This is a genomic window from Mongoliibacter ruber (assembly GCF_003003005.1).
In the GTDB taxonomy this organism is placed as follows: Bacteria; Bacteroidota; Bacteroidia; order Cytophagales; family Cyclobacteriaceae; genus Mongoliibacter; species Mongoliibacter ruber.
This window is the reverse complement of record NZ_PVTR01000010.1, coordinates 106190-121129: the sequence shown is the minus strand read 5'-3', so window position 1 is coordinate 121129 and position 14940 is coordinate 106190. Positions and strand designations below refer to the sequence as shown.

Genomic DNA, 14940 nt, shown 5'->3' with positions numbered 1-14940 from the left:
GCTTATTGTTCGTTGACATCAAATTCCTTGTCCAGCTGATTCATGCGGTATACATACACAAAAATCAGGATGACAAATGCGTAAATAGATCCTTGTTGAGCAAACCAGAATCCTAGCTGAAATCCACCGATTCTGAATTGATTGAGTTGTTCTACCAGAAGGATACCGAAACCAAATGATACAGTAAACCAGACGCTGAGTAGGATGAGCAGTAACCTGAGGTTGCGCTGCCAATAAGCTTTCATTTTTTCTTTGTGTGAGGTCATTTTTGGGATTGTTTTTAGATTAGAGAAAGAGATGTGTTTGTAAAATGAATTCTCCGGCTGAGCCAGATCTTTTGAAATTTTCGAAAATCGGCCTATTGCTGTATTGTGCAGTAATTTTGGCCTGATGTCCATTGATATAGTAATTGACACCTAGGTCATATTGCATGTTTCCGTTATCGAAATATTCAAATTGTTTGTAGCTGAAGGCACCGAAAGGCTGCAGTCTTCCCTTGTCTTCAAGTATACTTTTTGGTAAAAGGAGCCCTGTTTGTGTGTAGAAAATATTGCCAGTACCAATCGTAGGTTGTGCATTTCCAGGACCATTCTGACTGCTTCCAGCGCCAAAGCCTATATTCATGATGCCTACATTTCTGATATAATTGGGGCCAAAGTCATAATTGTAAAAAACAGCATATGAAGTCAGTGCAAGTCCAGTTGCAGGATTGAGCGGTAGATCCAAAAATGCATCTAATCCTATGAGGGTGATGTCATGGAGATTCGTGCCTCCATTTTGAGATCTGGAAGATGTAGCCTTGGGATGATGGTGCCAGCCGGCGCCTATGTTGAAGACTTTTTTTGTACCTAGGTATGAGCCTACAAAGAAGGGAAGCTTGTTATTTTCTGTTTCCCAAAACTGGTAGGCAACATATCCTTGGGTTGCCCAATTGTCATTGACGATATTGGCTGCTACCGGTACTTGTCTGTTTTCATCAAATCTCCCACCTGCACCGATCGAAAAAGGTTTGTTTAGAGATACACGGTAGTCCCACTTGCCAAACTGACCTTTTGCATAAAACCCGAATTGTCTGGCAAACTGGTCTGTAAGTTCGATAAGAGGCCAGTTGAAAATTGGTGCGTCGATTGCCATGAATGAAAGTGTACTGTGGCTGCTCATTCTTGATATACCGTTCCAGTAGTGCAAGCCAGTACCAAGATAAATGGCATCAGTAACTTTAAATTCTGTCCAGATGTCATGGAAGAACAATTGAGGTTTTTTGGCGGACATTCCCGATGCAGTGCCTAAACCTGTTTCAGGATTGACACTCACGGGCAATTGGCCTGGATTTCCAGTAGCGCCACCACCAGGAACACCTCCATTGGTGAAAGTTTGGTTGTTGATTCCCCAATGGGTCAAAACCAAAAAACGTGGTGATATTTGGGCATAAGCTAGAAACCTGGCCCTTCTGATGCCAATGTCAGAGGAGTGTGTGGACGGGTTGCCTGCCACATCCAAGGTTCCGGGATTGTTTTGTGTCACCCTTGCCCACATTTGATTCCATACCAAAAACCTGATATACTTTGATCCGTCATCAGATAGGTTGAGGGTAAGAGGTTTGTAGGAGTGGTCTACCATCATTTCATCTTTTGCTGTAGCAAAATTGGCTAGGGTGTCTTGCCCTAGTGCAATGAAATGAACGCTTAGGAAAAATAGGACCGCAAGAGTCCACTTAGGTTTTATAAGCATTGTTATTTGGGGTTGTTGTTAATTACCTGTCCGAGAATGATTTCCCGAACAAGTGGAACCCAATTTGAAAACTTGCCCCTCAAAAGAAAAAACGGGCATATATATGTGTTAAAAATTTATAGCTAACAAAATAATATTTTGTTTTATCGGTTTTTAAACCTTTCCCACTTGATGATCATAAATTTGTCACCAAGTTCAGTAATCAGCATCCCGGTATCTGTCAAATTCTCCTTTTGAGCCATAAATTTGACTAATTCGGTGTGATTAAGCACTTTGTATGTAGGGCGATAATCGTAATTTTCAGGGGCTTTTATCTTGTATTGCTTTACCCAATTCATTACGGACACGTGGCTTACACCCAATATTCTTTCGATTTCCCGATAAGATATCCCTTCAATATAGAGCTGTAATGCCTTTACTACATAGTACTTATCGATTGACTTGCCGAGCTTGTTAACAGTGAAGTGGTAGCCGCATTTTTTACACTTAAACCTTTGTCTACCTCCTAAAATCCCGCTTTTTACCACTTTTGTATTTTCGCATTTCGGACAGATTGGCTTTTCCATTTTGGTTATTTTGGGGTTGATATATCAAATTAGCGAAAGTATATCATATTAGCAATATATCTCTACCAATTTAAAAGTTGCTTTTAAATCCAAATAAAATAATGTCAAAATCCCCAAATTCGCAATTAAAATCTTACAAGAGCATTTCTAGCGATATGGCTAGCCCAAATGCCAGTATGCTTACCAATACTTTGTTAAAGTGAAACCTGTGGTCAGGGCTACTTTCAAAGAATATAGTAGTGGAGATATGTAAGAAGCCACCTGCAACCATACCGTAAAAAACATTCAAGGTTTCTCCACCTAGAATTTTACTTTCATAAAGGTAATGGCTAAGCATCATGCCCATCGGAGAGGCTAAAGCAAAAATAACCAAAAGAACGAACACCCATCTTTTTTTGATAGCCGTCATCAACACCGCCACTAGAGCAAATGCCTCGGGTCCTTTATGGAGTAAAATTCCAAAGAGTAAATTGCTATTGCCACCATGATGATGGTGTGCATGTCCTTCATGACCTGCATGGTCATGCATGTGGTGTACAAGAGCTCCATCATGAGACAGAAGGGTTCCTTCCAAAAAAGCATGCATAAACAAGCCTATCATAATGGTCCACACACCAAGGTTAGCCCCTTGATGGTTTTGACTGGGATGATGAATGTGCCCATGTTCTACTCCAGTGGAGAGAAGCGCCAGAATCTGTTGCAGCAAAAACCCCAGCAGGATATAAAGCCCCATCCTAGTGGGTGCTCCTGATTCTACAAATAGCTCAGGAAGGATATGAAGGACAGTAATCGCAAATAAGTATGAACCTGCGAATACCAAAACCAGTTTGAACAGTCTTTCTTCCCAACTTGGAATAAAATATGCCAAGCCGCCAGCGATCAAGGCTGTGAAAAACAGGAGTGTAAAGTTTAATGCCATTTGATATGATAATAGATTAGTCTTCTATAAAGGAGAGGTAGGATTTGATACCATCACTGGCATAGTAATCCATCTCACCATTTTCATTGTTGAAAATCAAAAATATTTCTATGTCTTCGTGTGTTTGCTGTAATTCTATGGATTTTTCAGTCCCCATGACCATCATTGCTGTAGCATAAGCATCGGCTGTCATGCAATCTTTGGCAATTACTGTAGCACTCAACAATCCATGCTTTACAGGTCTCCCAGTGGAAGGATCGATGGTATGGGAAATTTTCATATCTCCTGCTTCATAGTAGTTTCTGTAATTTCCAGATGTGGCAAGTCCTTTATTATCCAAAGCGATAATACTGACCAATTGATCGGCCCTACCCAGTTCTTCTGGTTTATTGATGCCTACCTTCCAAAGTTCACCTTTGTCATTTACTCCTCTTGCGACAAGTTCTCCCCCAATTTCAACCAACATATTCTCAATGCCCTTGTTTTTAAGAAACTTAGCGACTACATCCACTCCAAAACCCTTGGCAATAGCACTGAAATCAAGGTACATGCCCTGTTTTTTCCGTACTTCAAGAGAATCAAAATCTACAGCCTTGAAATTTACCAAAGGCAACATCTGATTGATATTGACGCTATCCTTGAGTTGAGGCCCACTAGGCCCAAATCCCCAAAGATTCACCATGGGGCCTACCGTAGGATCAAAGGCGCCGCTGGTTTTTTGATATACTTCTTTGCTGCTCTTCAGAACCTCATAAAAAAAGGGCAAGTTAAAGGCCAAGGTGTCTTTCTTATTGAACTGACTGATCTCAGAATCTTCTATATATGTGGAAAGGGACTTGTTGAAAACTATTAAAAGAGAATCAACTTCTTTTTTGAAATCCCGTTCCTCAGCATCTAAATAAACGATCCTATAAGTAGTCCCCATTGTATTTCCGGAAAAAGTCACCTTTCCGGAGCTGTCTTCTACAATCACTTCTTCAGGAAGTTGCTGGTTTTGTCTGTATAGGTATACAATTGCAACCAAGAGTAAAAGTATTATAGAATATATGATGTTTTTATTGGCGTTACTTCGCATGAATTGGCAATTTTTTCGAAAGTTAAAGCTTATTTTCAAAATAAAGTTCCAATTTTTAGTTTTTGCAATAAAATTGCAAAAAGAGCATTGAGATTATCTGGCTTTTTGCCTTGTGCTATTTTTCTATCTTTGTACAGACGCAACAAAAGGATATGAGAGAAGATTATTTGAGTGGTGACAAAGAAGGGTTGAACTCCTCTGACAATGAAATCGAAAAGGCTTTGAGACCATTGAGTTTCGATGATTTTACGGGGCAATTCAAGATTGTGGAAAACCTTAAAATTTTTGTTTTGGCGGCAAAGAGAAGAAATGAACCTCTTGACCATGTTTTGCTTCATGGCCCTCCAGGTTTGGGCAAGACCACGCTCAGCAATATCATAGCCAACGAATTGGAAGCTGGTATAAAAATCACCTCAGGCCCGGTTTTGGATAAACCTTCCGATTTGGCTGGGTTACTGACCAATCTTGAAGATGGGGACGTACTTTTTATCGATGAGATCCACCGACTCAATCCTGTGGTAGAGGAATATTTATATTCAGCTATGGAAGATTTTCGGATCGATATCATGTTGGATTCAGGTCCCAATGCCCGATCTGTTCAAATTTCACTCAATCCCTTCACCTTGATCGGAGCGACCACTAGGTCAGGGTTGCTTACTTCACCACTAAGGGCAAGGTTTGGGATCAATTCACGGTTGGAATACTATGATGCCAAATTGCTCACAGATATAGTAACAAGGTCTGCCGGAATCCTTGGAACTCCTATTGACGAAATTGCAGCTTTTGAGATAGCGCGCAGGAGTCGGGGTACACCTAGAATTGCCAATATGCTTCTCCGTCGGACAAGAGATTTTGCCGAAATCAAAGGTAATGGTAAGATTACCTTAGAGATTTCCAAGATAGCTTTGGACGCCTTGGATGTAGATGAAAATGGGCTTGATGAAATGGACAACAGAATCCTTTTGACCATTATCGAAAAATTCAAAGGTGGGCCAGTGGGACTCAGTACCATAGCCACTGCTTGTGGAGAGGAGGCAGAGACCATTGAAGAGGTGTATGAGCCCTTTTTGATCCAAGAAGGATACCTAAAACGGACTTCCAGAGGTCGTATGGCTACAGAATTGGCCTATAAGCACCTCAAGCTAAAGCCAAACTTCGGAGGAGAGACGGGAAGTCTTTTTTAGAGTTTAGAGGTGAGAAGCGAGAGTTTAGAAAGGATGAAGGTGAAAATTGTAGATTTAAGATTTTAGAATTGGGTTTGAGTTTGTAAATGGTTTTTTGAAAGGTTGAAGGGAAGAAAGGGTTGGTGGTCTGTGGGATGTTGTTCTAATAAATAACGACCTAGCTTTCTGGTAGGAAGAGTTAGGAATTACAACCTATCCCTCATGGAGGCAAGTTTACGAGGTGAGATTACTTGAGACCCCAAAGGGGTCAAATGTAAATAGCCTCGGGTTTCAACCCGAGGATTATGGTTGGCAATGTGATTTTGGTTTTTGGCCGCCTGATGGTTGCCAATGAACAAAGCTTTTCGCCAAAAACAGGGATGTGGAAGATGACCCCACGTGGATTTTAAAGAAATACTATTGAAATACAGTAGATATTTTAGAAATAAATAGAAATATAATCAAGAACCCAAGCGTATTGAAGATTCCAAACGCTTAAATTGCCATGAGTGAGGACAATCATAGCGGCGAAGAAAGATTTTATCTGTGTTTATCTTTGATATTTGTGGTTGTTTATTAATTCAAAAATGAATGAAATCTCCTTCCATTACTAGGGTCAGTTAATCAATTAAACAGTCCTGCCTTTGGTAGGTAAGTGCACAATTACACAACAAATGGAAAAGGACAAATACGCAAAAATCATAAAAAACCAAGCCAAAAATCTGGGCTTTGATTTTTGTGGCATTGCCAAAGCCGGATTTTTAGAAGAAGAAGCACCCAAACTCGAATCTTGGCTCAATCAAAATCATCATGGAAAAATGGCCTATATGGCCAATCACTTTGACAAAAGATTAGACCCAACCAAGTTGGTAGAAGGTGCTAAAACTGTCATTAGCCTGATTTATAATTACTTTCCTGAAAATGAGCTGTCAGCAGGAGTCGAAGATTATAAACTTGCTAAATATGCCTATGGGACTGATTATCATTTTGTCATCAAAGACAAACTGAAAAAGCTGTTAAAAGACCTTCAAGCTGAAATCGGGGATTTTGAAGGAAGGGTATTTGTGGATTCTGCCCCCGTAATGGAAAGGCAGTGGGCCCAAAAGTCTGGACTGGGTTGGTTGGGGAAAAACAGTTTGCTCCTCAACAAGCAAATGGGGAGTTTCTTTTTTTTGGCTGAAATGATCATTGACCTAGAGGTGACTGCCGACCCTCCTATGGTGAAGGATTATTGTGGCACCTGTACCAAGTGTCTGGATGCGTGCCCCACAGATGCCATCGTACAAGCTGGAGTGGTGGATGGCTCGAGGTGTATCTCATATTTGACCATTGAGTTAAAAGAAAGTATTCCCTCAGAATTCAAAGGGAAAACCGAAAATTGGGTTTTTGGCTGCGATATCTGCCAGGATGTTTGCCCTTGGAATAGGTTTTCCAAACCTCATCAGGAACCGGATTTCCAGCCACATCCTGATTTATTGGGGTTCTCAAAACATGATTGGGAAGAAATGACCGAGGAGACTTTCCAAAAGGTATTTAAAAAATCAGCCCTCAAAAGGACCAAGTTTGAGGGATTGAAAAGGAATGTCAGTTTTGCCTCTGAGAAGTATAATTCTGAATAAACCTAAATGGTGTGTTTATTTAACTTTTAGGAGGGTGAAAAATTAATTATGTAAAAAATATTTTAGGTCAAAAAAAAGCCCCGATATTGGGGCTTTGTGTTATCCGGCTAATCCAATAAAATACTTATTGAGTACCGGTTCATACTTGCTTGAAAATTTGCTGTAGCACCATTCCTTGAATACCTGAATCTCTTCTGGAACAAGTAGATTCAGTGCCTTGCGCAACTCTTTCTCGAAGAGCCTCCTATCGAAGCTTACTTTCATTAAAATGGTTTTTACGTACTCTAGCATATCTCAAAGAATTATTAAGTTTAGTTAAAACAACATTATCCACACTTACGATACCACGAATGGTTTGTTGCGTTTAAAATATAAAGTTAATTTGCAGCACTAAGTTTAAAACCTAGTTATGATTAGAACGCTTGTCACCCAATTTCTTGTATGCCTGATGGGAATAATTTCACTGACTGTTCAGGCTCAGGAAGTGACCATAGAATTAGGCCCTGATGAAATAGGCCTGAATGAAACTTTCAGTATAAAAGTAACCATTACAAATGACAAAATAAAGTCATATGATGAGTTTCCCGATATTACCGGTTTTCAAAAACAAGGGCTATCTCAATCCTCTTCCATGAATGTGATCAATGGTCAGGTTACGAGTACAAACAGTATTATTCAGTATTACAAAGCCACAAGGAAGGGGACTTTTAATGTGGAGCCTTTCAGTGTCAAGATCAATGGAAATGATGTTGCACACCCGGGGAAATCAGTAACCGTAGGAGATCCACGTTCCAGCCAAAGACGCTCAGGAGCTTTTGATGCTTTTGATGATCTTTTTGGAAGAGAAACTAGGGATGAGCCGGAGTTTATCGAGATAGAAGATGACGCTTTTTTTGCTTCTTCTGTTGATAAATCCGAGGTGTACGTAGGAGAGGGTTTCAATGTGAGTTTGGCGTTTTACATGTCAGAGACCAATCAGGCTCCTTTCCAATTCTATGAACCTGGAAGGCAACTTGATGAAATTCTTAAGAAAATGAAACCCTCCAATGCTTGGGAGGAAAATTTCAATATCACCAATATTCAACCTGAAAGGGTGACACTCAACGGTAAGAATTATGTAAAGTATAAGGTCTATGAAGCGACTTTTTTCCCTTTTTCTGATGGAGAAATCACTATTCCCTCAATTGCTTGGGAAATGATCAAATATCGGGTTGCCAGAAACCCTACTTTTTTTGGGAGTAATAGACTGGAAGATTTCAAAACATTTTACTCATCTGCTAAGAGTGTAAAAGTAAAACCGCTTCCAGCTCATCCGCTGAGGAATGAAGTCAGTGTAGGAGTCTTTCAATTGAGGGAAAATGTGCAGGCATTTGATGCTCAGACAGGTGAAGGATTTACCTACAATTTTGGTGTCAGTGGTGAAGGAAATATCAACTCCATTTCCGCTCCAAGAACCAAGCAGATACATAAATTGAATACTTTTGACCCCAACGTAAGACAACAGATCAATAGAGGTGGAGGCAAAGTAAATGGCATCAAAGAATTTAACTATTACCTCACTATCAATGAACCTGGAGAAGTGAACCTTTCAGACCACTTCGAATGGATATACTTCAATCCTAGAGAGGCCAAATACGATACACTCAGGCCTTCAGCTGTGATCAATGTCGTGGGAGAGTCCAAAGTCAATCAGGCTATTTCTAGACAGAGATTGGGAGGATTGTATGATTTGATTGAGGTTGAAAGTAATAAACTTTCATACCAGCGATATAAGTATTATTTTTCCATCTTTATCAATTTATTATTGTTAGCCTCAGTAGTTCTGTTGGCAGTTTTGATTATTAGAAAAAATAGTAATGGGTAATTCATTCGGAAGAATTTTCAGGATCAGCACCTTTGGTGAGTCTCATGGATTAGGACTTGGAGTAGTGATAGATGGCTGTCCAGCTGGTCTGGATATAGATGAAGAGTTGATCAGGACTGAGATGCAGCGTCGCAAACCTGGTCAGTCCAAAATTACCACTCAAAGAAAAGAAGAGGATGAGTTCAGGATTCTTTCGGGGGTTTTTGAAGGAAAATCTACAGGGACTCCTATAGGAATGGTCATCATGAATACTGACCAAAAAAGTAAAGATTACAGTCATATTTCTGACAAATTCAGACCTTCACACGCTGATTATACTTATTTCGAGAAATATGGAGTAAGAGATTATCGAGGTGGAGGAAGGAGTAGTGCACGCGAAACAGCCGCCCGGGTAGCTGCGGGTGCAATAGCCAAGATGATGTTGAAGCATTTTGGTATCAGTGTGCAGGCCTATGTAAGTCAGGTAGGGGATATGAAGTTGGAGAAATCTTATCATGAGCTTGATCTTGGTCAGACAGATGATAATATAGTGCGTTGTCCTGATGCTGGAATGGCTGAAAAAATGATAGGTTTTATTGATGAAGTCAGAAAAAGCAGAGACACAGTAGGAGGGGTAGTCTCTTGTGTAGCAAAAGGGGTTCCTCCAGGATTGGGAGAACCGGTGTTTGATAGACTGCATGCAGAACTTGGAAAAGCCATGCTCAGCATCAATGCTGTTAAAGGCTTTGAATATGGGTCTGGATTTGAAGGAGTGAAAATGCGGGGCTCAGCGCATAATGATGCCTTTTATAAAGAAGGAGATAAAGTAAAAACAAAAACCAACCATTCAGGAGGAATCCAAGGGGGAATCAGTAATGGTGAAGATATTTACTTTAATGTGGCTTTCAAGCCTGTAGCCACCATTATGCAGGATCAAGAGTCTGTAAATGAATCGGGAGAAATAGTGACTGTCTCTGGCAAAGGAAGGCATGACCCCTGTGTGGTACCGCGTGCGGTTGCTATTGTAGAAGCCATGGCTGCATTGGTTTTGGCAGATTACCTGTTGATAAGCAGGACGAACAAATTGTAATACCTTATAAACCCTAGTTTTATGTTGAAAAAAATACCACTTCATACCCAGATTATCGTAGGGTTGGTATTAGGTCTGATCGTTGGATTGGTAATTATCCAATTCGGATTTTCTCCTGATTTTACGGTACACTATATCAAGCCGATAGGTACTATTTTTATCAATGCACTTAAGATGATTGCCGTACCTTTGGTATTGGCTTCTCTTATCGTAGGGGTAGCCAATTTGGGAGATATTTCCAAGCTGTCCCGAATTGGTGGAAAAACGATTCTCGCTTACCTGTTGACAACTGTCATTGCCATTACAATGGGACTTTTGTTGGTTAATTTTTTCAAACCCGGAAATCAGTTGCCTCAGGATACCAGAGACAAACTGATGGCTCAGTTTGATTCACAGGCTGGATCAAAAGCAGACACTGCAGCGGCAATTAGAGACGCAGGGCCATTACAGCCAATCGTTGACATAGTTCCTGAAAACCTATTTGCAGCGGCTGCTGATAATGGCAGCATGCTTCAGGTGGTGTTTTTTGCGATCATAGCAGGGATTGCACTGCTTCAGATCCCAAAAGACAAAGCAAAGACCTTTACTGACTTTTTTGATGCACTCAATGACGTAATCATCAAGATCGTGGAATATATCATGATGATTGCTCCATACGGTGTATTTGCTTTGATGGCGTCTCTGATTGTAGAAATAGCAGGAGATAATCCTGATTCGGCGGTTGAATTGCTATTGGCTTTGCTCAAATATACTTTGGTAGTAATGGGAGGATTGGTTTTGATCATAGTGGGGGTATATTCCATTATGTTAAAATCATTCACCAAAATTCCTTTTGGAGAGTTTCTTAAAGCTTTAAGGCCAGCCATGTTGCTTGGTTTTTCTACTTCATCGAGCTCAGCTACACTTCCTGTTACCATGAAGTTGGTAGAAGAAGAATTGGGTGTATCTGAAGAGGTCAGCAGTTTTGTCCTTCCCTTGGGAGCGACAATTAATATGAATGGTACAAGCCTTTATCAAGCTGTGGCAGCAGTTTTTATCGCGCAGGCATTGGGTATGGACCTTACCTTATCTCAGCAGTTGACCATAGTATTGACTGCAACATTAGCAGCTATAGGTTCAGCGGGTGTTCCTGGTGCTGGTTTGATCATGTTGATCATTGTTCTCGAAGCTATTGGAGTTCCTGGAGCAGGTGTTGCCTTGATTATTGCTCCAGATAGGATATTGGATATGTTCAGGACTGTGGTAAATGTGACTGGAGATGCAACAGTTTGCTGCGTAGTGGCCAGCACAGAAGGAGAGCTTCCTGATGGTTTGATTCGTCAGAGTAATCCTTTTACCAATACAGAAGCTGAAGTAGTGGAAGCTCAGAAGGATTGATTAAAAGTAATTTTATAAATAATATTCAAGGAGGATTAATCTTTAAGAAATATCAAAACATTAATTGCTATCGTGCATTAATGCGGATACTCACAATTGATTTTAAGATAATTGGATTTTTTGAACTTACGTGTGAGGTTTTACCGATTCTTAAATAGGTTGAAAGGTTTAAAAAAAGCCCAGAGAATTCAGATTCCCTGGGCTTTTTTCCTTACAGATTATTTTTAAGATGACTATTGCCCTACAAAAAACACTGCATTGGCAACCAGTAGTTTACCACTTTCCCAGAAAGAGCGGAACATTGGATTGTCCACCATATAGACGATTTGTCCCCTTCCTTGACTTTCTACACCATACACCATGGTTTGAGCCATTTTAGGCTTGATCTTATGACCTATATATCCAAACCTGTAAGCGTCGGTAGAAGGGATGATACCCACATTTACACCGTTATTTAAGTATGCATAGCGTGAACCGTTGTTTTTCAAGGTGTAGAATTTACCACCCATTCCAAATCCCAACGGATGGGTTCCATCAATCTTTACCTCATAAATAGCACCAGCAGCACTGTTGGCAATATAAAGTCTTTCTCTTTCCTGATAAGGTTCTAGCCTTTCAGCACTTTGAATCTCCTGATTTGCTTTTTCGGCAGCTTTTTTCTCTTCTTCAGTATCAAACCTTCGTAGGTCAAAGCCTTCTTCATCGGCAAATGCACTGATGGCATTTTCGAAGGCAATCAATTTACCTCCTGCCTTGACCCAGTCCAGTACTTTTGCTTTGGCTCCAGCGCCTAATGATGAACCCCAGCTAGAAGGAAGTAGAATTACATCATATTTGCTTAAATCAAATCTTCCGACATTTTCAGCTTCCAAAATAGAGACTGGATAGTCTAACTCTTGCTCAAAGAAATACCAGATTTCTCCAAAATTGAGTGATGAGACACCTGAACCTCCAATAAGCGCTACTTTTGGAGCCTTAACAGGCTTGACATCCGGTGAACCAAAGTCTTTTCCTTTGTCCACATAGGCAGAGTTCGTCGCGGTCAGCTTGATTTCAAAATTGTTGGCAATGTCGACCACTTTTTGATCAAAATCTGAGACATACTGATTGCCGTTTCGGTGAATAATCAATGAACCCGCATCGAAAGCGGCACCATTGACTTCAAATGGGAATTCTGCAAACCTTGGTCGAATACCTTCATTCAGCAAGGCAGCTAGGAATTTTGCATGCTGTGTGGCATTCCATGGAGCCAGGTAAGCCAAGGCCCTTTCTGGCTTTTCATTTTTTTCAAAATCCTTAGCTTCAAAAGCTTTGGCAGGATCAAGTCTTGTTTCTAACGCATAGGCTTTTACACCGTAAGCAAAAGGGAGTGCCCAGCTTGTAATGTCATAAGTGATACTGTCCTGCAATTTGGCTTCAGGTTCAAAAAGAATTTCTGTAAGCACTGCTTTTGGTTGGTAGGCATTGATGACAATGTCTTGGTCAGTGGTCGCAAAGCTGGCAGATTTACCAGTCTCATAGTCTAATCCTCTTAAACCACTTTTGTTTCCGGCCATACCATATTTGATTTTATTTTTGTCCAATAACTTTAAAAGAGCCTTTACCCTTTCAGGATGCTGATCGCCCTTGATGACAAAGCTTTTATACTTGGCCGAAGGGTTTGTACTGTTATTCTTAAAATAATTGCTGAACTCATCAGCCAATCTTTCTGCATTTTTGGAAGTAACTTCCACAGCTGAAATCCCAGCAACATGTTGGTGTTCTATTCTTTCTCTCAAAGTAACTGTGTCGCCCAAGGCATTTAGCATTCCCAGCCCTGCTCTTCCAGACCCGCCTTTTTCTATGGTCATACCTATGGCACCATTGTAAGTAGGCCAAGTGTCACCATAAGCAGGGTAAAGCAAGTCAAACCGCTCTTTGGTAAAATAGAACCAACCTTGCTCATCAAATTTGGCAGCTGTATTTTTACCATAAATTTCTTGAAATTCATATTGAAATGGCGAAATCAACTCATGCAATGGTTTTGCTGCAGGGGCAAAATAAAAAGGCTCATTGATACCTTGCTCGTGGTAATCTACAAAAAGATGCGGCATCCATTTATGGTATAGCACTATCCTTTGCTCCGACTCTTTTTGCGTCTGCCAGGCCCAATCTCTGTTGAGGTCAAGTAGGTAATGGTTGGGTCTGCCACCAGGCCATGGTTCAAAGTGCTCTACAGATTGAGGGTCAGGTTGTAGCCTGTTGTTTTGTTTTTGGTTGTACCACATTGTATACCGGTCCTTTCCGTCAGGATTGGCGCATGGATCTATGATGAGTACCTGATTTTGGAGCCATTCCTTAGACTGTTGGTTGGAAGGGTCTGCGATTTCCCAAAAAGTCATCATTGCAGCTTCTGTAGCTACAGCCTCATTACCATGGACATTGTATTGCATCCAATTGATGGCTGCTTTGGTGGTAGGTGAACCAGATTCCATACCTGTTCTGCGGAGGTTGTCCAATCTAATATTTTCTATATTTTGCATGTTTTCCGGAGAGGAAACAATCGCAATAAATAAGGGACGGTGTTCGTAAGTCTCTCCGTAGAATTCCAATTGTACATTGGGAAGTGTTTCTGCGAGATGTTCAAAATAGGCTACTACCCTGTGATGAGGTGTAAATCGGTCTCCCAATTTATAACCCAGGAATTCTTCCGGGCTTTTTTGTGCAAAGGCAGTAGCTGTCAGAAGCATTGCCAGTATCAGCGTATAGAGTTTTTTCATAGAAGATGAGTAAAATGATAATTCAGAAAGATAAGGCGAAAAGGAAAAGGGGACAAGGTGAATTTTTGGAGAGGTCAATAAGTATTTTTTTTTAGCCTTTTTTTAAGAAAAAAATCCAGGAAAAGTTCCTGGATTAGATATTTGAAAACACGTATCGGTTAGTTTATTCTTCTTCATTATTTTTGCCTTTCAACCAAAAAGCAATGCCAACAATAGTGATTACGCCTGTTAAAACAAGAGCTAAATTAATGTCTCTTTGCGTTTTTTGAGCTTTTTGTAAATACTTAGAGCCTAAACCTTTTTTGGCAATGAAGCTTTCGATTTTATCTAAACGTGCGTCTATTTCCTCTTTTGCTTTTTTTGTGATATCCATAATAGTTTGGTCTTAAAATTTAATGATTCAGTATAAATAACTGAATAAAATTGAAAATAGTTCTTTCCGGTGCTGTTAGTAAGAATGCCGTTGGAGATTCAATTAAAAGTTTGAAAAGGTAAAACAGTAAAAAAACTCTTTAAAGTTTGGGGATATATGCCTCAGCGATTGGGAACAAATTGAATTATCACTAAAAGCCAAAAAAGTCCCAATTCTCGCCTCTCATTTCAAAAAAATCTAAAGTTGTGGAACTTGAGGGATTCGAACCCACGACCTCTGCCCTGTCAAGGCAGCGCTCTAAACCAACTGAGCTAAAGTTCCAATTATAATGTATCACCAATCAGAGGCAACATTCAGACCGCTAAAATGATAAATGCTTTCGGATTTTAAAAGGACTTTTTTTTGATAAAATGATTTTTGTATAT

The 14940-nt window shown here is 40.2% G+C and carries 13 protein-coding genes and 1 tRNA gene; 5 read left to right on the top strand and 9 right to left on the bottom strand.

The genetic code is table 11. From position 1 onward, the window contains the following. Nucleotides 1-2: 2 nt before the first annotated feature. The 5 genes from CLW00_RS16420 to CLW00_RS16400 form a co-directional block, all read right to left on the bottom strand. The gene (locus tag CLW00_RS16420) at nucleotides 3-266 is read right to left on the bottom strand and encodes a DUF4212 domain-containing protein (protein ID WP_106134781.1); all 264 of its coding nucleotides are present in this window, start codon (nucleotides 264-266) and stop codon (nucleotides 3-5) included. Between the two features lie 19 nt (nucleotides 267-285). Further along, the gene (locus CLW00_RS16415; protein WP_245917330.1) at nucleotides 286-1731 is read right to left on the bottom strand and encodes a porin; all 1446 of its coding nucleotides are present in this window, start codon (nucleotides 1729-1731) and stop codon (nucleotides 286-288) included. Nucleotides 1732-1874: 143 nt separating this feature from the next. After that, complete coding sequence (locus CLW00_RS16410; protein WP_106134780.1) at nucleotides 1875-2297, bottom strand: IS1/IS1595 family N-terminal zinc-binding domain-containing protein; 423 nt, start codon at nucleotides 2295-2297, stop codon at nucleotides 1875-1877. Between the two features lie 133 nt (nucleotides 2298-2430). Further along, on the bottom strand, nucleotides 2431-3216 hold the full coding sequence (locus CLW00_RS16405) for a ZIP family metal transporter (protein WP_106134779.1): 786 nt from the start codon (nucleotides 3214-3216) through the stop codon (nucleotides 2431-2433). 16 nt (nucleotides 3217-3232) lie between these two features. Beyond that, nucleotides 3233-4291 carry an FAD:protein FMN transferase gene (locus CLW00_RS16400; protein ID WP_106134778.1) on the bottom strand — a complete coding sequence of 353 codons (1059 nt, stop codon included), beginning with the start codon at nucleotides 4289-4291 and terminating at the stop codon, nucleotides 3233-3235. 152 nt (nucleotides 4292-4443) lie between these two features. Between CLW00_RS16400 and ruvB the strand changes: the two genes are divergently transcribed. Together ruvB and queG are read left to right on the top strand one after the other, a co-directional pair. After that, on the top strand, nucleotides 4444-5475 hold the full coding sequence (ruvB, locus tag CLW00_RS16395; RefSeq protein WP_106134777.1) for a Holliday junction branch migration DNA helicase RuvB: 1032 nt from the start codon (nucleotides 4444-4446) through the stop codon (nucleotides 5473-5475). A gap of 653 nt (nucleotides 5476-6128) precedes the next feature. Continuing rightward, nucleotides 6129-7073 carry a tRNA epoxyqueuosine(34) reductase QueG gene (gene queG, locus CLW00_RS16390; protein ID WP_106134776.1) on the top strand — a complete coding sequence of 315 codons (945 nt, stop codon included), beginning with the start codon at nucleotides 6129-6131 and terminating at the stop codon, nucleotides 7071-7073. Nucleotides 7074-7172: 99 nt separating this feature from the next. Here the strand turns inward: queG and CLW00_RS16385 are convergent, their stop codons facing one another. Then, nucleotides 7173-7364 carry a hypothetical protein gene (locus CLW00_RS16385; protein ID WP_106134775.1) on the bottom strand — a complete coding sequence of 64 codons (192 nt, stop codon included), beginning with the start codon at nucleotides 7362-7364 and terminating at the stop codon, nucleotides 7173-7175. Between the two features lie 118 nt (nucleotides 7365-7482). Between CLW00_RS16385 and CLW00_RS16380 the strand changes: the two genes are divergently transcribed. The 3 genes from CLW00_RS16380 to CLW00_RS16370 are packed head-to-tail and all read left to right on the top strand — an operon-like array spanning nucleotide 7483 to nucleotide 11383. Continuing rightward, the gene (locus CLW00_RS16380) at nucleotides 7483-8937 is read left to right on the top strand and encodes a BatD family protein (protein ID WP_106134774.1); all 1455 of its coding nucleotides are present in this window, start codon (nucleotides 7483-7485) and stop codon (nucleotides 8935-8937) included. Further along, nucleotides 8930-10006 (top strand): chorismate synthase, encoded by a 1077-nt coding sequence (aroC, locus tag CLW00_RS16375; protein WP_106134773.1) that lies wholly within the window; start codon nucleotides 8930-8932, stop codon nucleotides 10004-10006. Before CLW00_RS16380 ends, aroC begins: the two co-directional genes overlap by 8 nt. 21 nt (nucleotides 10007-10027) lie before the next feature. After that, nucleotides 10028-11383, top strand: coding sequence for a dicarboxylate/amino acid:cation symporter (locus tag CLW00_RS16370; RefSeq protein WP_106134772.1), 1356 nt, complete (start codon nucleotides 10028-10030; stop codon nucleotides 11381-11383). A gap of 233 nt (nucleotides 11384-11616) precedes the next feature. Here the strand turns inward: CLW00_RS16370 and CLW00_RS16365 are convergent, their stop codons facing one another. The 3 genes from CLW00_RS16365 to CLW00_RS16355 form a co-directional block, all read right to left on the bottom strand. Further along, the gene (locus CLW00_RS16365) at nucleotides 11617-14142 is read right to left on the bottom strand and encodes a M14 family metallopeptidase (protein WP_106134771.1); all 2526 of its coding nucleotides are present in this window, start codon (nucleotides 14140-14142) and stop codon (nucleotides 11617-11619) included. A 163-nt stretch (nucleotides 14143-14305) separates the two neighbouring features. Then, nucleotides 14306-14515: a hypothetical protein gene (locus CLW00_RS16360; RefSeq protein ID WP_106134770.1), complete on the bottom strand. Its 210-nt coding sequence runs from the start codon at nucleotides 14513-14515 to the stop codon at nucleotides 14306-14308. Nucleotides 14516-14761: 246 nt separating this feature from the next. Further along, nucleotides 14762-14836: transfer RNA gene (locus CLW00_RS16355), tRNA-Val, on the bottom strand. Nucleotides 14837-14940: the final 104 nt, after the last annotated feature.